Raw genomic sequence first — 21,944 nt, forward strand, 5'->3', positions numbered from 1 at the left:
GCGGTGTCGATGCCGTTCTACGTCGCCCCCGAGCAGCAGATGAAGGACAAGGCGGACTACGCGCGCAAGGGCATCGCGCGCGGCCGCAGCGCCGTCGTCCTTCAGTACGAGGGCGGAATCCTGCTGGTGGCGGACAACATGTCCCGCACACTGCACAAGATCAGCGAGCTCTACGACCGCATCGGCTTCGCCGCGGTCGGGCGTTACCCCGAGTTCGAGAACCTGCGCCTGATGGGCGTGCGCTTCGCCGACGTACGCGGGTACCAGTTCGACCGCCGTGACGTCAGCGGCCGTCAGCTCGCCAACATCTACGCCCAGACCCTGGGCACCGTCTTCAGTGAGAGCCTCAAGCCCTGGGAGGTCGAGATCGTGGTCGCCGAGGTCGGTGACACGGCGGCCGAGGACGAGATCTACCGCATCACCTTCGACGGCTCCATCGTGGACGAACAGGGCTTCGTCGCGGTGGGCGGCTCCTCCGAGCACGTGTCCAGCCAGCTCAAGGACCGGTTCGCCGCGAACGCTCCGCTCAGTGCGGCGCTGAACGCGGCCACCCACGCCCTCGCGCACGAGAACGGCGAGGAGCGCGAACTGGAGGCGGCCAACCTGGAGGTCGCCGTCCTGGAACGCTCCAGGGAGCACCGCAAGTTCCGCCGCATCCACGGTGACCGCCTGACCGCCCTCATCGAGCAGGGCAAACGGGGCACCACCGGGGACGAGGCCGACGAGTGATCTGACAGCACAACGGTGCGGCGCCACCCGGGCGCCGCACCGGCCGGGCTGGTGTGGGCGACGCGGCCCCGTCGTCCACGCCACGGTGACGGAAGTTGGTGAGGCCGCGTGGAACGACGGATCTTCGGGCTGGAGAACGAGTACGGGGTCACGTGCACCTTCCGGGGGCAGCGCCGCCTGTCGCCGGACGAGGTCGCCCGGTACCTCTTCCGGAGGGTGGTCTCCTGGGGGCGCAGCAGCAACGTGTTCCTGCGCAACGGCGCCCGCCTGTACCTGGACGTGGGCAGCCACCCCGAGTACGCCACCCCCGAGTGCGACAGCCTCGTGGACCTGGTGGCCCACGACAAGGCCGGTGAGCGCATCCTGGAGGGGCTGCAGGTCGACGCCGAGCAGCGCCTCCACGAGGAGGGCATCGCCGGGGACATCTACCTGTTCAAGAACAACACCGACTCGGCGGGCAACTCCTACGGCTGTCACGAGAACTACCTCGTCGGCCGTCACGGGGAGTTCGGCCGCCTGGCCGACGTGCTCATCCCCTTCCTGGTCACCCGGCAGATCATCTGCGGTGCGGGCAAGGTGCTCCAGACGCCCAGAGGGGCACTGTTCTGCGTCAGCCAGCGCGCCGAGCACATCTGGGAGGGCGTCTCCTCCGCGACCACCCGCTCACGCCCCATCATCAACACCCGCGACGAACCCCACGCGGACGCCGAGCGGTTCCGCCGCCTGCACGTGATCGTGGGCGACTCCAACATGAGCGAGACCACCACCCTGCTCAAGCTCGGCTCCACCGACCTCGTTCTGCGGATGATCGAGGCCGGGGTGGTCATGCGCGACTACACCCTGGAGAACCCGATCCGGGCGATCCGCGAGATCAGCCACGACATGACCGGCCGCCGCAAGGTGCGCCTGGCCAACGGCCGCGAGGCCAGCGCCCTGGAGATCCAGCGCGAGTACCTGGAGAAGGTGCAGGGCTACGTCGACCGGCACGGCACCGACGCCGTCGGCAAGCGCGTCCTGGACCTGTGGCAGCGCACCCTGGAGGCGGTGGAGACCCAGAACCTGGAGACGGTCCAGCGCGAGATCGACTGGGTGGCCAAGTACATGCTGCTGGAGCGCTACCGGGAGAAGCACGACCTCACCCTCTCCTCTCCGCGGGTGGCCCAGCTCGACCTCACCTACCACGACATCCACCGCGAGCGCGGCCTGTTCTACCTGATGCAGAAGCGCGGTCAGATGGACCGTGTGGTGGGGGACCTGAAGATCTTCGAGTCCAAGTCGGTGCCCCCGCAGACCACGCGTGCCCGGCTGCGCGGGGAGTTCATCCGCCGGGCACAGGAGCAGCGGCGCGACTTCACCGTGGACTGGGTGCACCTCAAGCTCAACGACCAGGCGCAGCGCACCGTGCTGTGCAAGGACCCCTTCAAGTCGGTGGACGAACGGGTGGAGAAGCTGATCGCCGGGATGTGAGTCCGGCCGGTACCCAAGGCCCCGGAGGTCGGCCGGAGACGGCCACCCCCGGGGCCTTCGGCTGCCCTCCCACCTGCACGTTCGCTTTCGGTGGCCGACGGTGCCGGTTTCCCGTGGGCCGAAAACCGGAACGGGTTGCTCCCAGGGGCTGGCCACACTCCGACTGTTCGGTAGTGTGACCCTGTCCTGAGCCGGAAATCAGAGGTTGTGACCCATGCACCGACGTGCTGCCGCCCTCGCGGTGCCACTGACCGCCATCGCCTTGGCGGTCTCCAGCTGCTCATCGCTCCCGGAGGACTGGCGTACCCCCGCCTTCCTCCGCATGAACGACGACACGCTCGACTCCCGGTTGCCCCAGGTCACCGGTGACGTCGGCGAGGAGCCCGAGATCGCCTTCCCCGACATCGAGCCTCCGGACGAGGAGATCTCCGGTGTCGTGAGCAAGGGTGCGGGTGAGGACGCCCTGGTCGGGGCGGACGACCTGGTCATCGCCAACGTCGTCCAGTACCAGTGGACCGCTCCGGGAGAGGGCGAGCCGGTCGAGGGCCAGTCCAGCTACGAGAACGGTGCCCCGGACCTGATCCGCATGGACCAGATGCCGGAGTACATCACCGAGACCCTGGTCAGCCAGCCCATCGGCAGCCGCGCGGTCTACGTCTTCCCGGCGCTGACCGAGGAGGAGAAGGCCCAGGCCGAGTCCATGGGGCAGCCCGCCCCCGAGGGCGCGAGCGTCCTGGTGATCGACATGGTCGACCGGTACAGCAAGGGTGCGGTCGTCCCGGGCGAGCAGACCAACGACGGCGGCGGCGACCTGCCCACGGTGACGCAGGAAGGGCACAGCCAGCCCCGGATCGAGGTCCCCGACGCCGAGGCTCCCGACGAACTCGAGGTCACCCCCCTCATCGAGGGTGAGGGCGCCGAGGTCGAGGAGGGCCAGCAGGTCATCGTCCAGTACACGGGCGTGCGCTGGGAGGCCGACGACAACGGCGAGAACGAGGTCTTCGACTCCTCGTGGAACCAGGGCGGCGTCCCCTTCGACACCACCATCGGCGCAGGTGCGGTCATCGAGGGCTGGGACGAGGGCATCGTCGGCCAGAAGGTCGGCAGCCGCGTCATGCTGGTCGTCCCCGGTGGCCTGGCCTACGGGGAGTCCGAGGAGGAGGCCATGGGCGCCCCCGCGGGGACCCTGGTGTTCGTGGTCGACGTGCTGGGCGCCTACGACAACCCGCCGCCGCCCGAGCAGGAGCAGACCGAGGAGACCGCGGAGGACGCCGGGGGCGACGAGGTCGCCGAAGACCCGGAGGAGTCCGAGGAGTAGTCACCTCCCCACAGACGACACGCACCGTCGCCCCCGCGCCCCGAGCCGCGGGAGCGGCGGTGCGTTCGTGTCCGGGGCCGTCCGGTCCCCAGCCTCGGCAGGCCGGTCCGGGCGGCGGAGGAGACACGCAGAGCGGGGCCGGGCTGCGGGGGAGCGGCGGCGGGCATGCGTAGAGTCGGTTGCCCACGGTGCGTATGGGGCGAGGGGGAACCATGCCAGACCAGCGGCGGTACTGCTACGTGTCGGGTCTGCGCCTGGGGGTACCGGCCCTGGAGGAGCTCTGCGCGCAGGGGCGTCCACCGAGCCTGGTGGTGTCCTACCCGGCGGAACTGGCGCACCGCTGCGGATACACGGACTTCGAGGAGCTCACCCGTCGCCACGGCCTGCCGCACCTGCGGGCGGCCGACATCAACACCGACGAGGTGCGCGACGCCCTCCGCGCCCACCGGATCGACCTCATGGTGGTCGCTGGCTGGTCGCAGCTGGTGCACGACGAGGTCCTGGCCTCGCTGCCGCTGGGCGGGGTGGGCCTGCACCCCTCCCCGCTCCCGGTCGGCCAGGGCCGCGCGCCCATCCCGTGGACGATCCTGCGTGACATGCGCTCCAGCGCCGTCAGCCTCTTCCACCTGACACGCGAGGCCTTCTCAGGCGACATAGTCGACCGAATCTGGTTCGACGTGGCCGAGGACGTCACCGCCACCGGCCTCTACGAGCGGACCGGGCAACTCCAGTCCGAACTCCTCGTGCGCAACCTGGACGCCCTCCTGACGGGACGCGCCCCCCGGCGCCCCCAGGCGGGCCACGGCTCGGTGTGGCCCCGGCGCCGCCCCAGCGACGGGCACCTCGACCTCTCGGCGGCCGGGCGGGACGTGGACCGGATGGTGCGCGCCCTGGCCGATCCCTACCCCGGAGCCTTCGCGATGTTCGGCGGAGCGCGCATCACCCTGTGCGGAGGCCGACTCTCCGAGGAGGCCGTGGGCGGGGACCCGGGGCAGATCGTCTCCGCCGGTCCGGGTCGTGAGTGGGGTGTGACCTGCGGGGACGGAAGCGTGTTCGTGCCCGAATCACTCCGGGTGGACGAGGGCGTGCGCGCCGAACCGACCTCCCTGGCCATGTTCCGGCCCGGGCGGTACTTCGACGTACCCTCCGAACACATGATGGCCGCGACCCGCCGCACCCCGCTCCCCGGCTCGGAACTGCCCTTCCTGGGAGCCCAGTACCGCGGGGACCACGACTCCGACCACCGGGTCGGTCAGGACGAACCGCGCGGCCTCAACCACCGATGAGCGTCGCGGCGTGGCGCCCGGCGGCGGCCGCGCTGAGGAAGGCCGCCCGGTCCTCGTCCAGCCCGCGCCCCATCGTTGACACCTTCACGGGAAGCGCGCGCACCTCGTCATCCAAACCGCTCACGGACACCTCCACGAGTGTGTGGCGCTCGCCCAGGTTCCAGGCCTGGTCGCGGACGCGCTCGCCGAAGAAGCCCGGCAGCCGGGGCACCACCACGTCGGCCGGGGCCAGGGCCACCCGCCCGTAGGCGGTCAGGCTGTGGTGGGACACCCCCCGGTGCCGCTCGCGGGGGTCGGCCTCGCTGACCCTCAGGCTGGCCACGGGACGACCACCGAGGACGGCGGCGGCGTTGACCGCTTCGCCGCAGGACACACCGGAGAACCCCCACGGGGTGCCGGTGCCCAGGTTGCCCGGGCCCTGGCAGACCACCGCGACCTCAGCGTCCAGCACGTGCCGGGCCGCGAGCAGTCCCGAGTGCACCGTGACCGCCTCCAGGTCACCGCCGAAGGCCTGACCGGTGGTCACACACCCGCTGAGCAGGCCGTCCTCCCTCAGTGCGCCCACGATCCGAGAGAAGGCGGCGGGCAGTGCGCCGCCGTCGAGCATCACGTTGACCACCCGCGTCCCGGGGCGCTCGACGCGCACCCCGGCCAGGACGGCGGGCAGAGCGGAGTGGAGGTCGGCCACGACCACGGGCATCCCGTCGATCCCCTCGGCCGCGCGCAGCGCCTCGTGGTGGGGAGAACCCTGCTCGTCCGCGCCCAGAACGGTGGCCTGGAGAGGCGTGTAGCGGGCCTTCACCAGGTGTCCGGGGCCCTCGCGGTCGTCAGGCAGGCGGTCGGGGACCGCCACCACCAGGGCGTAGCCGCCCGTACCCAGGCCCAGGTCGAGCGCCCCGGTGTTGAGCAGGACCAGATCCCCCACCTCGGGGGCGCCCACGAGGTCGGTGTAGGCCAGGGCCGTGCAGGTCGCGGTCTCTTCGGCTCCGTTCCCTCTGACCGGTACCGAGACCGCACACACGCGGACCCCGGGCCAGGAGGGCAGGATCTGTAGGACTTCACCGCGGCGCCACCGGATCATGCTGGGCACGGTACCGTCGGACCTGAACCGAAGGTGGGAGGACGCGCCCTCGCGGCCCCGCCCGGTCCACCACAGCGTGCAACACAGCGGGCAAGGGGAGTGCGGACGATGTCGCGCAGGAAGACCGAACGGCAACTGAACCTGGTCATCTGCCTCCTGTCCACGCGGCGCCACCTGACCGCCCAGGAGATCAGGGCGACGGTCCAGGGGTACGCCGAGGCCGACACCGAGTCGGCGTTCAAGCGCATGTTCGAGCGGGACAAACGGGAGCTGCGCGACAGCGGTATCCCCATCCAGGTCGGCACCGGGGACGCCTTCAGCGGCGAGGAGGGTTACCGGATCTCCCCCTCCGACTACGAGCTGCCCGAGATCGAGCTCCTGCCCGACGAAGCGGTCGTGCTGGGTCTGGCCGCCCGCGCCTGGCGCCACGCCTCCCTGGGCGAGGCCGCCGCCAACGCCCTGTTCAAGCTCCGCTCGGCCGGGGTTCCGGTGGACACCGAGGCCGCTCCGGGGCTGACCCCCGCGATGCGCACCGACGAACCGGCCTTCGGTCCCGTGTGGCAGGCCATCCGGGACCGCCGTCCCATCTCCTTCGACTACCGCAAGCCCGGCGACAACGGGGCCCAGCGGCGCGAGGTCGAGCCGTGGGGCATCGTCAACCTGCGCGGCCACTGGTACGTGGTCGGCCACGACCGGCTCCGCGACGCCCGCCGGGTGTTCCGTCTCGGTCGGATGCGGGGCGGTGTCACCGTGGTCCGTACCGGCCCGGACGTCGTCGTTCCCGAGGGGGTGGACCTGCGCTCGGTGGTCTCCCAGCAGAGCGCGGTTCCCGAGCGCACCGCCACGCTGCGGGTGCGTACCGAGGCCGCCCACGACCTGCGCCGTCTCGCGCTGCGCGTGGTTCCGGGAGAGCGGGACAGTACGGGCGACGGCTGGGACACCCTCACCCTGCCCTTCACCAGCACCACGGGGCTGGTGCGCAAGGTGGCCTCTCACGGCTCGCGCGCGATGGTGGTGGAACCCGAGCCGGTCCGCGCGGCGATGGCCGACCACCTGGCCGGGGTGGTCGAGGGCACCATCGCGGCGGAGGAGGCCGACACCGCCGAGGGGACGGACGGCACCGACGCGCCGGCGCGCGGTCCACGCTCCGCCGACCAGCTGCGCCGACTCCTCATGCTGGTGCCCTACGCGCTCGGTCGCGACGTGCGCGTGCCGGAGGTGGCCCGGCACTTCGGACTCAGCGAGAAGCAGGTGGTCTCCGACCTGAGCCTGCTGTGGATGTGCGGTCTGCCCGGGTACACCCCCGGCGACCTGATCGACGTCGACCTCGACGCCGCCCGCGAGACCGGCGAGATCATCATCGCCAACGCCGACACACTGGCCCAGCCGCTGCGCCTGACCGCCGACGAGGCGGCCAGCCTGGTCGTGGGCCTGTCCCTGCTGGAGGCACTGCCCGAGGCGCAGGGGATCGAGGGCGGCGCGCTCAAGCGGGTGGGGGAGAAACTGCGTACGGCCGCGGGTTCTGCCGTGAGCGACCTGGCCGACGCCGTGCAGGTGCGGGTCGAGGTCGACGACCAGGTGGCCATGACCCAGCGGCGCTGCGCCGACGCCCTCAGCGGCGGCCAGCGCCTGCACCTGCGGTACCTTTCGGGGTACCTGGACCAGGTGACCGAGCGTGACGTCGATCCCATGGGCCTGGTGGTCCAGGACGGCCAGACCTTCCTGGAGGGCTACTGCCACCTGCGCGGGGACGTACGGCTGTTCCGCCTGGACCGGGTCCTGGAACTGACCGTGCTGCCCTTCGCGGCCCAGGTGCCCGAGGGGGTGGTCCGCCGCGACCTGTCCGCCGGGGTGCTCCAGCGCTCCGAGCGCGACGCCCTGGTGACGCTGGCACTGGAGCCCTCCGCGCGCTGGGTGACCGAGGACTACGTGTGCGAGTCGGTGACCGAGATGCCCGACGGGGAGGCCCGGGCCACCCTGCGCACCCCGGCGCCCGCGTGGGTGGCCCGACTGGCGTTGTCGCTGGGACGGGAGGGGCGCGTGGTGTCACCGGCAGCCCTCGCCAAGGACGTCCGTGCCGAGGCGGAGCGGGCTCTGGAGCACTACCGTACTGTTCGAAACCGAACCGAATTGGTCGAGACCACTTCGTCTCCGGAGTGACGCGTACCCGTTCACCGGGGGGTGGGGTACAGGTCATGACGGAAGGGATATGGTGAACTCGTGATCGCCTTCGCTGTCCTCTGCGGCGTTTTCTGCGCAGGAGTGCTCGTCGTCGGCGCCCTCGGACTGAGGGTGCGCCGCGCGGCCTCCGCGCTGTCCGAAGGGGTGACACGGGCGGCGGGCGGGTACCACGCGAGCAGCGCTGACCTGCGTGAGCGCGTGCGCCATGGCGGTGCTGGGACATGACGGCCCCGCGGACGAACGCGCGTACCATCAGAGGCGCTTGGTCGCGCCCCACAGAGAGGTAGAACCATGGGACCGTTCAACGGACCTACCATCGCCATCCTGGTGATCCTGGCCATCCTGCTGTTCGGAGCCAAGAAGCTTCCGGACCTGGCCCGCTCCCTGGGGCGCAGTGCTCGCATCCTCAAGGCCGAGAGCAAGGGCCTGGTCGACGAGGAGAACAAGGAGTCCGAGGGCCAGCAGGGCGAGCAGGCACAGCAGAACCAGCAGCAGCCGCAGCAGCAGGCCCAGCAGAACCCGGCTCCGCAGCAGAACCAGCAGCAGCCGCAGCAGCAGGGTTACCCGCAGCTGCCCCCCGGTCAGCGCATCGTCAACGAGTCCGGTGAGCCGACCAACCAGACCTACAACAACTAGACCGTTCCGGTGGACCGGCGTGGTACCGGCGGGTGCCGCGCCGGTCGGCTGTCGCCAGCGGGGAGCGCCCGCCCCCGCGGCGGGCCCAAGGAGAAGAGAGTGACCGAAAGATGAGGTCCCGAAGCCGGTCGGCGAACCCGGATGCCCGGATGCCGCTCATGGACCACATGCGCGAGCTGCGCAACAGGCTGGCCAAGGCGCTGCTCATCCTGTGCCTGGGAGCTGTGGTCGGCTTCGTCTTCTACGACCAGATCTGGGACTTCCTCACCAGGCCCTACTGCTCGCTTCCCGCCTCCCAGGTGGTCGAAGGCGGCGGCTGCTCCCTGATCGTCACCGGCCCCTTCGACGCCTTCTTCGTCGCCTTCAAGGTCTGGATCTTCGTCGGTGCCCTGGTCACGGCCCCGCTCTGGCTCTACCAGCTGTGGGCCTTCGTGGCCCCGGCCCTGCACGGCAGCGAGAAGAAGTACGCCTACATCTTCGCCCCGCTGGCCGGGATCCTCTTCGTCTCCGGCGCGGCCCTCGCGTACTCGATCACCGCGCTCGCGCTCCAGATGCTCTTCGGGTTCCTGCCCGACGACGCCGACCCCTACCTCACGATCGGCGAGTACCTCAGCTACATGCTCATCATGATGAGCATGTTCGGCCTGGGCTTCGTCATGCCGCTGCTGGTGGTCCTGCTCAACATCGTCGGCATCGTCACCCACGAGGCCATCGCGAAGTGGCGCCGGGTCATCATCTTCTGCGCCTTCCTGGTCGCCGCGATCATCACCCCGGCCGAGCCGATCTCCATGCTCGCCCTGGCCGTCCCCCTCGTGATCCTCTTCGAGATCGCCGAGGTGTTCTGCTACTTCAACGACCGTCGCAAGAAGCGCCGCGACCCCACCAGCGAGCTGGACGACGACGAGATCTCCGAGCTGGACGACCAGCTCTCGGAGCTGGACCACTCTCCCACCCCGCTCGAGGAGACCGACTCCGACGGCGGTTCCGGCAAGCGTTCCTGAGCAGCTCGGTGACGCGCTAGGGTTCGGCCGGGGGCCGTCGGCCGCCTTCCGGGCCGGGCGCGGCCGCCGCCCGTCCGACACCGACCCGTCTCCCGCTGGGACACCAAGGAGCCTTCCCCCGAACGGGCTCCCGGACTAGGAAGTGCTGATGAGCGAGCAGACTGAGGCCAAGAGGGACCTGCCGCCCGAGGCCATGGGCAACGAGAAGTGGCACGACACCACGCACGCCGTGTGGTTGCGTTCCTCCCTGTCCAAGGAGGAGTCCGAGGCGGTCGTGGAGGTCGCCGAGTTCGACGACGGCTTCCGCGCCGTGCGGGACGGCAAGTCCCCGGAGAAGGGCACCCTGTTCTTCACGCCCGCCGAGTGGGAGGCGTTCGTCCTGGGCGCCCGTGACGGTGAGTTCGACATCCCCGAGGAGTACCTCACCGAGGAGGAGATCGCGATCCAGCGCGGCGAGACCGAGGTCGAGGCGACCTGGGTTCCCTCCCCACTGAACACGCCGGAGGCGATGGAGGAGTACCATCGCCGCCAACGTGAGGAATCCGAGCGGAAGTCCACGACCGAGGACGACTGACCGGAGCACCCACACCCGGGCGCGCGGGTGTACGGGCTCCTCACCTGACCCCGTACACCCTTCGTTCCCAAATGTGGGTAGCTAAGGACCGGCATATGTCCCCTCATATCGCCCTTCTGGTCAACCCGGCCTCAGGCCGTCGTCGCGCCGCCGTCATCGCGGTGAGGCTGAAGGAGGCCCTGCGCGCCCAGGGCGCGCGCGTTCACGTCTACACGGGCCGTTCGGCCGCGGACAGCCGCAGGCTGGCCAGGTTGGCCGCCGCTGACCGCCCCGACGCACTGGTCGCGGTGGGCGGTGACGGCCTGGTACACCAGGTTCTTCAGGGAGTCGTCGGCAGCGGCGTACCCCTCGCGGTCATCCCGGCGGGCAGCGGCAACGACGTGGCCCGCGTCTTCGGAGTCCCCAAGGGTTCTCCCGACGAGGTCGCCGAGGCGATCCTGGCCGGACGCACCCGTGCCAGCGACGTCGTCCGCCTGACCACCGCGGACGGCCGACAGCGGTACTACATGAGCGTTCTGGCCTGCGGTTTCGACGCCCGGGTCAACGAACGGGTGAACAACTTCCGGTTCGGGATGGGCCGGTTCGGCTACCTCATCGGGCTCGTCGCCGAACTCCGTTCGTTCAGGCCCATCGACTTCGAGATCGACGTCGACGACGAGCGGATCGCCGAACCCGGCATGCTCGTCGCCGTCGGCAACACCAGTGCCTACGGCGGCGGCATGCACGTGTGCGCCGAGGCCGTCCCCGACGACGGGCTGCTCGACGTGGTCTTCGTGAAGCACGGGTCGCTCGGGCGTTTCCTGCGCCTGTTCCCCCGGGTCTTCGCCGGCAGTCACCTGGGACTGGAGGAGGTGGTCTTCAAGCGGGGGCGCACCGTCACCATCCGGGGTGAGGCGGGGACCGCCTACGCCGACGGGGAACCGACCGGCGCCCCGACACTCGTGTGCGAGGTGGTGCCGAAGTCGGTCGAGATGCTGGACCTGACCTCATAGGCTGGGAATCCTATGAGTAGTCACTCCGAGCGTTACGCCGCCTTCCGCAGGCGCCAGAGCGCCTCCAGCTCCGCGATCGAGGCCTTCCAGGGGCTGTACGGGTTCGAGTTCGACCCCTTCCAGATCAGGGCCTGCAAGGCCCTGGAGAGCGGACACGGGGTGCTGGTCGCCGCGCCGACCGGCTCCGGCAAGACCGTGGTCGGCGAGTTCGCCGTGCACCAGGCCCTCAACGAGGGCACCAAGTGCTTCTACACCACGCCGATCAAGGCCCTGTCCAACCAGAAGTACAACGACCTGGTCCGGCGCTACGGCGCCGACCAGGTCGGTCTGCTCACCGGTGACAACAGCGTCAACGGCGAGGCGCCCGTGGTCGTGATGACCACCGAGGTGCTGCGCAACATGCTGTACGAGGGTTCGTCCACCCTGGGCGGGCTGGCCTATGTGGTCATGGACGAGGTGCACTACCTCGCCGACCGCTTCCGGGGCGCGGTCTGGGAGGAGGTGATCATCCACCTCCCCGAGTCGGTGCGGATGGTCGCGCTGTCCGCGACCGTCAGCAACGCCGAGGAGTTCGGCGAGTGGCTCCAGCAGGTGCGCGGCGACACCACGGTGATCGTCGACGAGAAGCGCCCCGTCCCGCTGTGGCAGCACGTGATGGTGGGCAGGCGCATCCACGACCTGTTCGTCGACGAGCAGCCGGAGGAGAGCGGCCCGGAGGAGGACGAGGAGGGTGGCGGCCGGAGCAGGCGCAGGCGCGAACGCCGCCGTGCCCAGCACCAGCGTCCGCAGGAGATCCAGGTGGGCGGGCGCAAGCTGCTCATCAACCCGTACCTGAGCCGCACAGCCGAGGACGACGCCCGCACCACCCAGCTGGCCAACCGGCGCAGGCACCCGCAGACCCGCGCCCGGGGCAACGTGCGTCCGCGCACCCGCTTCGCCCCGCCGTCACGGCCGATGATCATCGAGGAGCTGGACGCGGAGGGCCTGCTCCCGGCGATCACCTTCATCTTCAGCCGGGCCGGGTGCGACGACGCCGTGCGCCAGTGCGTGGCCTCCGGGCTGGTGCTCACCACCCCGGACGAGGCCGCCCACATCCGCGAGTACGCGGAGTCGCGGTGCGCGGACATCCCGCGCGCGGACCTGACCGTGCTCGGCTTCGACTCCTGGCTGCGCGCCCTGGAGGCGGGCATCTCCGCGCACCACGCGGGGATGCTGCCCACCTTCAAGGAGATCGTGGAGCACCTGTTCTCGCGCGGGCTGATCCGGGCGGTCTTCGCCACCGAGACCCTGGCGCTGGGCATCAACATGCCCGCGCGCACGGTCGTGATCGAGAAGCTCGACAAGTGGAACGGCGAGACCCACGCCTCGCTCACGCCCGGCGAGTACACCCAGCTCACCGGCCGTGCCGGTCGACGCGGTATCGACGTCGAGGGGCACGCGGTCGTCGTGTGGCAGGCGGGGACCGACCCCGAGTCGGTGGCCAGCCTCGCGGGCACCCGCACCTACCCGCTCAACTCCAGCTTCCAGCCCTCCTACAACATGGCGGTGAACCTGGTCGGCCAGGTCGGCCGCCAGCGCAGCCGGAACATGCTGGAGGCCTCCTTCGCCCAGTTCCAGGCCGACCGCGCCGTGGTGGGCCTGGTCAAGCAGCTGCGCAAGCACGAGGAGGCCCTGGAGGGCTACGCCAAGGCGGCAGAGTGCCACCTCGGCGACTTCATGGAGTACGCGGCCCTGCGGAGGGCCCTGAGCGACCGCGAGTCCATGCTGGCCAGGAACCGTTCGGCCCAGCGCCGCGACGAGGCCCTGGAGAGCCTGGAGCGGCTGCGCCCGGGCGACATCATCCGCATCCCGGCCGGGCGCTACTCCGGGCACGCCGTCGTCCTGGACCCGGGGCTGCGCCACGATCTTCCCGCGCCCCTGGTGCTCACGGTCGACAAGCAGGTCAAGCGGGTCAACTCCAGCGACTTCCCGGTTCCGGTGCACCCCTCGGGGCGCATGCGCATCCCCAAGTCGTTCTCCGCGCGCTCACCGCGTTCGCGCCAGGACCTGGCCGCCACCCTGCGAAGCAAGCTCAAGGAGCGGGGCACCGACCCGTCCTTCGAGCGGGGCGGGCGCCGCGGCGCCCAGGAGGATCCGGAGATCCAGCGGCTGCGCGCCGACCTCAAGGACCACCCGTGCCACGGCTGTTCCGACCGCGAGGACCACGCCCGCTGGGCGGAGCGCTACTTCCGCCTCCAGAAGGAGACCGACGCGCTGCGCCGCCGCGTGGAGGGGCGTTCGCACGTCATCTCCCGCACCTTCGACCGGGTGTGCGGTGTGCTGGAGGACCTGGAGTACCTCTCCGGCGACGACGTCTCCGAGGACGGCGGCAAGCTCGCCAAGATCTACTCCGAGCTCGACCTGCTGGTCGCCGAGTGCCTGCGCCGGGGCGTGTGGGACGAACTGAACCCTGCGGAACTGGCGTCCTGCGCGGCCGCACTGGTCTACGAGTCGCGGCGGGGCGACGACGCCTACCCGAGGCTGCCCGAGGGGAAGGTCGAGGAGGCCCTGACCGAGATGACGCGGCTGTGGGGCCAGCTCAACGAGGTCGAGTCCCGCCACCGGGTGTCGTTCCTGCGCCAGCCCGACCTCGGCTTCGTGTGGACCGCGCACCGCTGGGCGCGCGGCGACCGGCTCGACGCGATCCTGCGCCAGTCCGACATGACCGCGGGCGACTTCGTGCGCACCGCGAAGATGCTCGTGGACATGCTCAGCCAGATCGCGGGGGCCGCCGCCGACCCGCATGTGCGCGGCAACGCCCGCAGGGCCGCCGACCTGGTCCGGCGCGGAGTGGTGGCCTACTCCTCGTTCAACTAGGTGTCAGGCGTCGGGTGTCGGGCCGGGAGCTCAGCCGTGGGGCTTCCCGGCCCGCCCTAATGGGTTGAATGTCGCCGTATCCCGAAGCGATACAGAAGGTGTCGGTTTCCGCGAGTTCGGGCAATGTCATATTTTGTTCTCTGAATTCAGTTTTGGTGCGTTTGGGAATGAAGATTTTCGCTACTGACACGGAACCGTCTCGGTTGCTGCTTCGTCCCATGTGAGACAGCTGGCGGTGCTCTTGATGAGTGTGCGTCCATCTCCATGGGGGGCTATTGGGTTCGGTGGCAGATTCGCGAGGGATGAGTAATTACACCAAGGCGCTCGTTATGTCGCCTCTGGTAATTTTGCTCGCTTCGGCGATTCGATTGATACTGGTCTGTAACTACGACACTTCGTGTGCGATGACCTTGGCTTCTTCGGGGAGTATTGTATCCACTCTCCTGGGAACAGTTATTCCGCTGGTCCCCCCGTATCTTCCACTCCTCGCGGTCGCTCTGCTTTTTTATAGAAAGCTTGGCATGGCGATCGTGGTGACGGTTCTATCTGCGCTTGTTTCGCCTGCTTACATGGGGTTGAAGGAAGGGTTGAGCGGGGCTGTTTCCGACGCTCTTGAGTTCTATCAGGGGCTTTTCTCGATTCGATTCTGGGAGGTGTTCGGTAACTCGCACTATGGCAAAGTGAGCTACTGGTTCGGTGCTCTTGTGTTGCTGGTGGTCTGGTTCTTTTTCTTGAATTTCCTGCGAGGTGATTTCTCGCGCGGTTTCGCGGGGTTGGTGGGTGGGATCGGAGTATCCCTGGTCACTGTGGTGCCTTTCCTTTATCTGGATAATCTTTATCGTGCCCCGTTTGATCGGTATCATTTTTCTGAAGTGGTCAGGACTCCTTGGTCTCCTGCGGAGGTGATTCAGCTTTCGGGTGGCGATTCCAGGGTTGGCTATATTCTGGAGACCAAAGATGGTTGGTTCGTTGTGCTTAATGAATATGATAGAAGCATTGAGTATGTGAAGGACTCTGACGTGGAGGGGAGGGAAGTCTGTAGTGCCCGTAGCGTTGAATCCGATCTTCCGGAGCCTCTCTTTAAATTGGCCGATGTGGAAGTGTCTGTGTCTGTCGAGTGTCCTGGTGTTGAGGTGTCGAGCATTAAATAGGAGGATCATGTTCCTCAGGTGAAACTGGTCATATGAGATGGGGGGTCATTGAGGCCGCCGAACTTTGTTCTGCGTCGGACGTGGCGCGAAGTCGTTCGAGGGGAGGCTCGTGCGGCGGAGTGACCTTCTTTGCTCGGCCGACGGTTTTCGCTGCTCTGAACCTAGTCTGCTAAGAACTGCACAGGTTCGAGTCCGGCTGCTCGGGCCAGCACGGAGAAGCTGGTTTCCCCTGCGAGCTGGTGAGCGGAGTCTTGGCTGCTCAGGGTTGACAAGGTATGTAGTGGTCCGCAATCTGTGTTCAGGAGTCAGGGGCGCCCCGGTGGTCGAACCGGGTCATACGGGGCGCCATCATGGGATACGCACGGGACCCCTCCGGGGGCCTGTAGTCCGCGACACATCCTGAAACGAGGCTTCGTCCATGCTGCGCACCCTCATGAACGGCAAGATCCACCGCGCGACGGTCACCCAGGCCGACCTGCACTACGTGGGTTCGGTCACCATCGACGCCGATCTGATGGACGCCGCCGACATCGTCGACGGCGAGCAGGTCCACATCGTCGACATCGACAACGGCGCCCGCCTGGTCACCTACGCCCTGGTCGGTGAGCGCGGGAGTGGCGTCATCGGGATCAACGGCGCCGCCGCGCGCCTGGTGAGCCCCGGCGACCTGGTCATCATCATCGGCTACGCCCAGGTGGACGAGCGGGAGCGGGCCGACCACGTCCAGTACGTCGTGCACGTGGACGGTGAGAACCGGATCGTCGCGCTGGGCAACGACCCGGCCGAGCCCGTCCCCGGCAGCGACACCGTGGCCGGACGCTGACCGACACGCACCACACGACGCCCGTGTGAGCTCACGGGCGTCGTTTGTGCGTGAGGGCGCGGACCGGGCCACCGACTCAGCGGCCAAACGCGCGGAAAGACCCTCAGAATGGCCGGTTCCGGCCTGGTCAGACATGCGGGTCCCGGGTATGTCCAGGGGCGCCATGGACGAACGGGACGAGGAGCGGCGCCGGGTCGCCGAACACATCGAGTGGCAGAAGCAGGGTGCTTGGGTCGTCCTCTGGGGCCCTTACACCCGGCGTTTCTGGGCGTTCGCCTGCTGGCCGGTCATCCCCGCGGGCGGGGTGGTGGTGCACGCCGACGACCCCGACCTGCTCTACGCGGAGATGCGCTACGTCGAGCGCGAGCACGACTTCCTGCGGTGGCGCTACGGGCGGGGCTGATCCACCGCTGGTCGAACGTGACCGCAGACCTGGCCCGAACCGGAGCCGAGGGCTACGATTCATCCGTTGGCCGGATGAATCGGAGAACCCACCTCGTGTCCACACAAACCAGCCGGAACGGGGAGCCCCTCACCGAGTCGGCGCGGTCCCGCCTGCAACGACGCACCGTCCTGGTGCTCATGCTCGCCCAGGTCGTCGGCAGCATCGGGATGGGCGCCATGCTGGCCGTGGGCGCGCTGATCGCCCTCGACCTGAGCGGTTCGGACTCGTGGTCGGGGATGGCCACCACCATGATCACCCTGGGCGCGGCCGCGTTCGCCCTGCCCCTGGCCTCGCTGGCCGCCCGGAGCGGTCGCCGCCCCGGCCTGGCCCTGGGCTGGTTCTTCGGAGCGCTCGGCGGGACCGTGGTCATCGCCGCCACGATCCTGGACCTCTTCGCCCTCTTCCTGCTCGGCATGCTCCTGATCGGCGCCGGGACCGCGACCAACCTCCAGGCCCGGCACGCCGCCGCCGACCTGGCCACGGAACGCACCCGGGGTCGCGACCTGTCCGTGGTGGTGTGGGCGACCACCGTGGGTTCGGTGGTGGGACCCAACCTCATCGGCCCGACCGGAGGCCTGGCCGTCCTCCTGGGCCTTCCGGACCTTCTGGGGCCGGTCCTGCTCACCACGGCCGGGTTCCTCGGCGGGGCCGTGCTCATCCTGGTCCTGTTGCGCCCCGACCCGCTGCTCACCGCGACCGCGGAGGCGGCCAGGGCCGACGCCGACCAGGGGAGGGCGCCCAGGGACGGGGTCGGGCTGGCCGACGCGCTGCGGGCCATCGGCCGCACCCCCTCGGCGCTCCTCGCGGTGGTGGGGGTCGTGGCCAGCCACACCGTGATGGTTTCGGTGATGACCATGACACCGGTCCACCTGACGCACCACGGCGCCGAACTCACGGTGATCGGACTGACCATCTCCCTGCACATCGCCGGGATGTACGGCCTCTCCCCGCTGGTCGGCTGGCTCGCGGACCGCTTCGGCCGCACGCCGACGCTCCTGGCCGGGCAGGTGATCCTGCTGGTGGCCGCAGCCGTCGCCGGAACGGCCGGGCACAGTGAGGCCCTGGTGACCACCGGACTGGTCCTGCTCGGGGTGGGCTGGTCCTTCGGGCTGGTCTCGGCCAGCGCGCTGTTGGCCGAGTCACTGCCCGCCGAGGTCCGCCCCCGTGCGCAGGGGTTCAGCGACCTGGCGATGAACCTGGGGGCCGCCTCGGCCGCCGCCGTGTCCGGCGTGGTCCTGGCGGCGGTGGGGTTCGGAGGGCTGAACCTGTTCGCCGCCCTGTTCACCGTCCCGGTGTTCGTGCTCGCCCTCCGGGCGCGGGGCAAACACTTCCGGACCTTTACCGGAAACGCCCGGTGAGCTCCGCTCCCGCCCTCGTTCGCACGGTTACGGTGCGGTTCTGAAGTGCCCGCCGGTTCGTTCGGCGGGACGGACCGTGCCGCTGGACGAAGGGGTGTTCTGGGTGAGTGATCGGGAGCCCGAGGAGGGTGCCGGTGAGCGGCCGGACCAGGATCCGGTCAACCACCACCCGCCGGAGGAGTGGCGCCCGGGGGACCCCGGCGATCCGATCGAGGGCGGCCCGCAGCCGCCCGGGGAACCCCGTCACGGCCCTGCTCCCGGCGGAGCCCACCGGGAGGGCACCCCGTGGTGGGGACAGCCGTCCTACGAGCCCCCTCCCGGGGGGCCCTATCCGGGCGGGGCACTGCACGGAGGTCCGCCTCCGAACGAGGGACCGCCGCCCCCGGAGGGACCACCCCCGCCTGGGGGGCCGCCTCCGGGCGGCCATCCGCCTGGTGGGCCTCGCTTCGACGGCCCGCCCTCGGTCGGGCAGCCCACGTGGCGGCAACCTCCTGGAGGCCAGGTGCCCGGGGGTTCGGCCTCGGAGGCCCAGTGGGGCGAGGGTCCCCCCTACGGTCCGCCTCCGGGCGAGCCCCGACCGTACGGCGGCGCATCGGACCCGGCGGGCTCCGGTGAGTACTCACAGGGACCCAGCGGCCCGGGGAGCGCGGGGTACGAGCACGAGGGGTTCGCGCCCGGCTACGGCAGCTTCCCGAACGAACCGGTCGACTACGGTGCCCAGGGCGGCTACGTTCCCCCTGGCGGTTACGGTCCTCCGGGTCAGGGCGGCTACGGCCCGCCGCCGTCGAAGCCGACTCCCTGGGGCAAGATCATCGGGATCGGCTGCGGGGTCCTTCTCCTCCTGCTGCTCGCACTCGGAAGCTGCGCGGCTGTGGCGCTGGTGCTGGCGGACCGGGGCGCGCCCAGCGGCGGTGGTGACCCGGGTGCCGAACGGAACGAGGACGGCGAGCCGAGCGAGGAGGTGCCCTCGGAGGCGGACCTGACCGCCACCGCCACCGAGTTCGAGCCCAGCTCGCTCTACGTGGAGGGCGAGTTCACCAGCGTCGAGGTGACGGTCACCAACACCGGATCGGACGCCCTGGACGTCAATCCGCTCTACTTCCTCGTGGTGGACACCGAGGGGACGGAGCACAGTCCCGGCGACGCGATCGCGATGGACGCCAACGAACTCGGCGTGCAGACCCTGGACCCGGGGCAAACCGCCAACGGCGCGATCACCGTCGTCGGTGAGATCGAGCCGGAACGGGTGCTCTTCGAGCCCTACTTCACGGGCCCCGTGGAGGTCCCGGTGACCTGAGCGGCGGCGCCACGGGCACGCGGAGAGGTCCTGTCAGGGAGCGAGCGCGGGATCGCGCAGCCACTCGGACAGGGCCTCCTTGCGTTCGCTGTCGCACTTGAGCGGGCAGGTGGTGCAGTAGCCGTGCTCGGGATCGCCCTTGTAGTCGAAGCAGCAGGTGCCACGGACCGCCCAGGTGCCCCGGGGGTGGTCGGGAGCGAACGGGAACAGGCGCGGACGCTTGCGGGTGACCGCCCCCGCTTCGACCACCGCGTCGCCCAGCCGGGTGGCCAGCTCCCAGGCCTGTTCGGCGTCCTGGCCGAGGTAGCGGGCCGGGTTGAGCATGTAGAAGTGCATGGTGTCCAGGACCCAGCCCCACAGAGTGCGCTTGCCCGCGCGTGAGTGCGCGTGCAGGGTCTCGACCAGGGGTTCGACGGTGGCGAAGAGGGCCTCGGCGACCAGACGCAGCTGTTCGTCCTCGTCGCGGGCGACCACGGTGTCGGGGTGCTCGGCCGCGGGGTCGTCCGGCAGGACCACGGTGCGCGGATCCACCACGGTGGGCGTGCCGAACCTGCTCCGGGCCGTGTCCCAGGGCAGGTACAGGGTGTCGGGGGTGAGCAGCGGGCCGCGTCCGGTGAGGTAGAGGCAGGCCGCCACCAGGAAGACGGGTTCGCGCAGGGTGACCCTCAGGAAGTTGGTGGCGGCGGGGAGCCGGTGGCCGGGACCGTGTTCGGTCCGGAGCTTGTCGAACAGGACCGGCAGCCAGCCGTACCCGGTCATCAAGGCGACGCTGTGGAACTGGACGCCGTCCACCGGTCGGCCGTGGAGCCGCTCCGAGTCCGTGAACTCGGGCAGCGGCGCGAACTTCAGCCGCGCGCGGACGCCGAGGAGGGCGTCGAGCGGATCTGGAGTCACCTGGAAACCCTTCGTCGCGGAGCGGAACCGACAGGTCCGGAGCGTGCGGCCGTAGCGACCGCCGGACAGGATCGGGTTCACTTGCGCCTGTGAAGTGAGGCTACCCTAACCCGCCTGGCGGTGGCAATGCGTCAGCCTGGACGTTCGCCGAATCCTGGACACCGAGTGCCCCGGACCATGACCGCGCCACGGGTGCGGCGGCCCGGCGCCTTCACGGACTCAGGGCACGGAACCGTCGCAGTGACAGCGGGACGCACACGGCCACCAGCAGCGCTGGCACGGCCAAGGCCAGGAGGAGCGCGTTCTGCGCCGCCCAGGTGTCCGAGGGCAGCACCGGGTTGCCGAACAGTTCCCGGGTGGCGGTGACCACGGCGGACAACGGGTTCCACTCCGCGATCGGGGCACGACTCCGAGCGCCGGGACCCCGGTCGGTTCCGATGAGCCGAGGGGCGGGCCCTACCCGCCCCTGCCGCGCTCAGCGCACCACGACCAGGTGGTGACGGGCCAGCGCGGCCACGACCTGGGCGCACACCGGCGCGTCCACACCGGCGCGCTCGGCCAGTCCCGCGACGGACAGCTCCCGGTGTCGGGCGAGCGCCTCCAGGACCGGCTCCGCCACCACGGGGAGCCGGTAGCGCTTCCCGGCGACGGTGACCACGACCCGCGCGTCCCCGCCCTCACCCTCCCGCTCCACCGGGGGAGGCAGGATCGGGACGAACTCCACTCGCGCGTGCTCCGGCGGCGCACCGTCCTCCACCGGCCAGGGCAGGGAGAACGACGTGCGCCTGGGGAAGCGCGCGTCCCGCTCGGCGAGGAAGGTGTCCAGGTCCAGGCTCTCGGCCAGCTCCGTGATCCGCGCGACCAGCTCGTGCCGGTGCTTTCGGCGCGAGTCCGGATCGGCGAACCGCGGCAGGTCCCGGCGGAACGCCTCCTCCTCGAACAGGCCGCGCACCAGGGCGTCGGCCCAGTCGATGCCGGTCGCGCGGGTGAACCCGAAGGTGAGGTGCATGCTCACCTCACCGGTTCCGGTCACCGTGTGCCACCAACCGCGCGGCACGTGGATCACCTGACCGGGCCGCAGCACCCCCTCCCACACCAGGTGCAGCTCACCGTCCGCGTCGCGGGGCGGGGTGTGCGCGTGGTCGGTGTCGTTCTTCATCGGGTACGGGCGAGAACCGGGACCGTGCACCTGCCAGTGCTTCGTCCCCTCCACCTGCACGATCACCGTGTCGTGGTCGTCCCAGTGGGTGTCGAACCCCCGGGACTCCCCCCAGATCAGGTACAGGTTGGTCTGCGCCCGCTCCCGGGTCAGTCGCATGAGGTCGTCGGTGGCCGCACCGATCGGCGGGTGCATGCGGTCGATGCCGTCCAGCACCAGGCTCGCCCCGGCGCGCAGCTCCCGGTACAGCGACTCGGGGCGCACGATCCGGCGTTCGGTTCGCGAGACCCTGGCGGGATCGGTGTAGCGGTCCAGCGGCACCGGCGATCCGTCCTTGTGCAGCCGTAGCCGGGGCGGTTCCGGGGCGCTCTCGGCCAGCAGGCCGTTGAGGTCGTCGAAGGTCAGGAGCGAACGCACGGCGTCCGAGCCGAGGTCGGCGAAGACGAACTCCTCCGACAGACGGGTGGTGAGTGCGTCGCGGCCCACGACGTCGCACAGGGTTCGGGTGAACAGGCTGCCGGGATCGGTCACGGCTGTCCCCTTTCCGGGGGTCGGACGTTGCGGTTCGTGCGGGCGCGCGGATCGTGGAGGGGCCCTCCCGGACCGCGCCGTGGCGGCGCGGCCCGGGAGGGCACGGATCAGATGAAGTCCGAGCTGGAGTCGGTGCCGTCGTTGTCGCCGCCCGCGGTGGTGTCG

General features: G+C 70.0%; 19 protein-coding genes and 1 pseudogene. 16 read left to right on the plus strand and 4 right to left on the minus strand.

Going from position 1 to position 21,944, the window contains the following annotated elements; translation table 11 throughout:
* Positions 1–3 precede the first annotated feature (3 nt).
* From prcA to ADX84_RS02030, 4 genes are all read left to right on the plus strand, one after another.
* The gene (prcA, locus tag ADX84_RS02015) at positions 4–729 is read left to right on the plus strand and encodes a proteasome subunit alpha (RefSeq protein WP_049566434.1); all 726 of its coding nucleotides are present in this window, start codon (positions 4–6) and stop codon (positions 727–729) included.
* A gap of 108 nt (positions 730–837) precedes the next feature.
* Positions 838–2,196 (plus strand): Pup--protein ligase, encoded by a 1,359-nt coding sequence (gene pafA, locus ADX84_RS02020; protein WP_049566437.1) that lies wholly within the window; start codon positions 838–840, stop codon positions 2,194–2,196.
* 214 nt (positions 2,197–2,410) lie between these two features.
* Complete coding sequence (locus tag ADX84_RS02025) at positions 2,411–3,514, plus strand: FKBP-type peptidyl-prolyl cis-trans isomerase (protein WP_049566440.1); 1,104 nt, start codon at positions 2,411–2,413, stop codon at positions 3,512–3,514.
* 212 nt (positions 3,515–3,726) lie between these two features.
* On the plus strand, positions 3,727–4,800 hold the full coding sequence (locus tag ADX84_RS02030) for a methionyl-tRNA formyltransferase (RefSeq protein WP_049566443.1): 1,074 nt from the start codon (positions 3,727–3,729) through the stop codon (positions 4,798–4,800).
* Here the strand turns inward: ADX84_RS02030 and ADX84_RS02035 are convergent.
* Positions 4,787–5,881, minus strand: a complete 1,095-nt coding sequence (locus ADX84_RS02035) for a DUF3866 family protein (RefSeq protein ID WP_049566445.1) — start codon at positions 5,879–5,881, stop codon at positions 4,787–4,789. The genes ADX84_RS02030 and ADX84_RS02035 overlap by 14 nt on opposite strands.
* A 108-nt stretch (positions 5,882–5,989) precedes the next feature.
* Between ADX84_RS02035 and ADX84_RS02040 the strand changes: the two genes are divergently transcribed.
* The 12 genes from ADX84_RS02040 (at position 5,990) to ADX84_RS02085 (ending at position 19,195) form a co-directional block, all read left to right on the plus strand.
* Positions 5,990–8,041, plus strand: a complete 2,052-nt coding sequence (locus ADX84_RS02040; RefSeq protein ID WP_049566448.1) for a YafY family protein — start codon at positions 5,990–5,992, stop codon at positions 8,039–8,041.
* Positions 8,042–8,101: 60 nt separating this feature from the next.
* Positions 8,102–8,287, plus strand: a complete 186-nt coding sequence (locus ADX84_RS25195) for a hypothetical protein (RefSeq protein WP_082206250.1) — start codon at positions 8,102–8,104, stop codon at positions 8,285–8,287.
* 66 nt (positions 8,288–8,353) lie between these two features.
* Positions 8,354–8,698 carry a Sec-independent protein translocase subunit TatA gene (gene tatA / locus ADX84_RS02045; protein WP_049566451.1) on the plus strand — a complete coding sequence of 115 codons (345 nt, stop codon included), beginning with the start codon at positions 8,354–8,356 and terminating at the stop codon, positions 8,696–8,698.
* A 149-nt stretch (positions 8,699–8,847) separates the two neighbouring features.
* Positions 8,848–9,699, plus strand: coding sequence for a twin-arginine translocase subunit TatC (gene tatC, locus ADX84_RS02050; RefSeq protein ID WP_049566455.1), 852 nt, complete (start codon positions 8,848–8,850; stop codon positions 9,697–9,699).
* Positions 9,700–9,847: 148 nt separating this feature from the next.
* Complete coding sequence (locus tag ADX84_RS02055) at positions 9,848–10,273, plus strand: DUF397 domain-containing protein (RefSeq protein ID WP_026129308.1); 426 nt, start codon at positions 9,848–9,850, stop codon at positions 10,271–10,273.
* A gap of 95 nt (positions 10,274–10,368) precedes the next feature.
* Complete coding sequence (locus tag ADX84_RS02060; protein ID WP_049566459.1) at positions 10,369–11,265, plus strand: diacylglycerol kinase family protein; 897 nt, start codon at positions 10,369–10,371, stop codon at positions 11,263–11,265.
* Between the two features lie 12 nt (positions 11,266–11,277).
* On the plus strand, positions 11,278–14,121 hold the full coding sequence (locus tag ADX84_RS02065; RefSeq protein ID WP_049566462.1) for an RNA helicase: 2,844 nt from the start codon (positions 11,278–11,280) through the stop codon (positions 14,119–14,121).
* Between the two features lie 521 nt (positions 14,122–14,642).
* On the plus strand, positions 14,643–15,272 hold the full coding sequence (locus ADX84_RS25900) for a hypothetical protein (protein WP_156208004.1): 630 nt from the start codon (positions 14,643–14,645) through the stop codon (positions 15,270–15,272).
* Between the two features lie 418 nt (positions 15,273–15,690).
* On the plus strand, positions 15,691–16,095 hold the full coding sequence (panD, locus tag ADX84_RS02070) for an aspartate 1-decarboxylase (RefSeq protein WP_049566464.1): 405 nt from the start codon (positions 15,691–15,693) through the stop codon (positions 16,093–16,095).
* Positions 16,096–16,258: 163 nt separating this feature from the next.
* Positions 16,259–16,498, plus strand: a complete 240-nt coding sequence (locus ADX84_RS02075) for a hypothetical protein (protein WP_156208005.1) — start codon at positions 16,259–16,261, stop codon at positions 16,496–16,498.
* A gap of 74 nt (positions 16,499–16,572) precedes the next feature.
* Positions 16,573–17,898 carry an MFS transporter gene (locus ADX84_RS02080; RefSeq protein ID WP_369801037.1) on the plus strand — a complete coding sequence of 442 codons (1,326 nt, stop codon included), beginning with the start codon at positions 16,573–16,575 and terminating at the stop codon, positions 17,896–17,898.
* A 502-nt stretch (positions 17,899–18,400) separates the two neighbouring features.
* Positions 18,401–19,195 carry a DUF4352 domain-containing protein gene (locus tag ADX84_RS02085; RefSeq protein WP_049566473.1) on the plus strand — a complete coding sequence of 265 codons (795 nt, stop codon included), beginning with the start codon at positions 18,401–18,403 and terminating at the stop codon, positions 19,193–19,195.
* Between the two features lie 33 nt (positions 19,196–19,228).
* Here ADX84_RS02085 and ADX84_RS02090 read toward each other — a convergent pair whose 3' ends face one another.
* The 3 genes and pseudogenes from ADX84_RS02090 to ADX84_RS02095 all read right to left on the minus strand — a co-directional run bounded on the left by ADX84_RS02090 (position 19,229) and on the right by ADX84_RS02095 (position 21,779).
* Positions 19,229–20,089 carry a (2Fe-2S)-binding protein gene (locus ADX84_RS02090; RefSeq protein ID WP_049566574.1) on the minus strand — a complete coding sequence of 287 codons (861 nt, stop codon included), beginning with the start codon at positions 20,087–20,089 and terminating at the stop codon, positions 19,229–19,231.
* Positions 20,090–20,300: 211 nt separating this feature from the next.
* Positions 20,301–20,492 (minus strand): annotated as a pseudogene (locus ADX84_RS25205) (ABC transporter permease); the annotation flags it as partial.
* A gap of 72 nt (positions 20,493–20,564) precedes the next feature.
* The gene (locus tag ADX84_RS02095; protein WP_049566476.1) at positions 20,565–21,779 is read right to left on the minus strand and encodes a JmjC domain-containing protein; all 1,215 of its coding nucleotides are present in this window, start codon (positions 21,777–21,779) and stop codon (positions 20,565–20,567) included.
* Positions 21,780–21,944 lie beyond the last annotated feature (165 nt).

This window comes from Nocardiopsis sp. SBT366, from assembly GCF_001083815.1.
GTDB classification, from domain to species: Bacteria; Actinomycetota; Actinomycetes; order Streptosporangiales; family Streptosporangiaceae; genus Nocardiopsis; species Nocardiopsis prasina.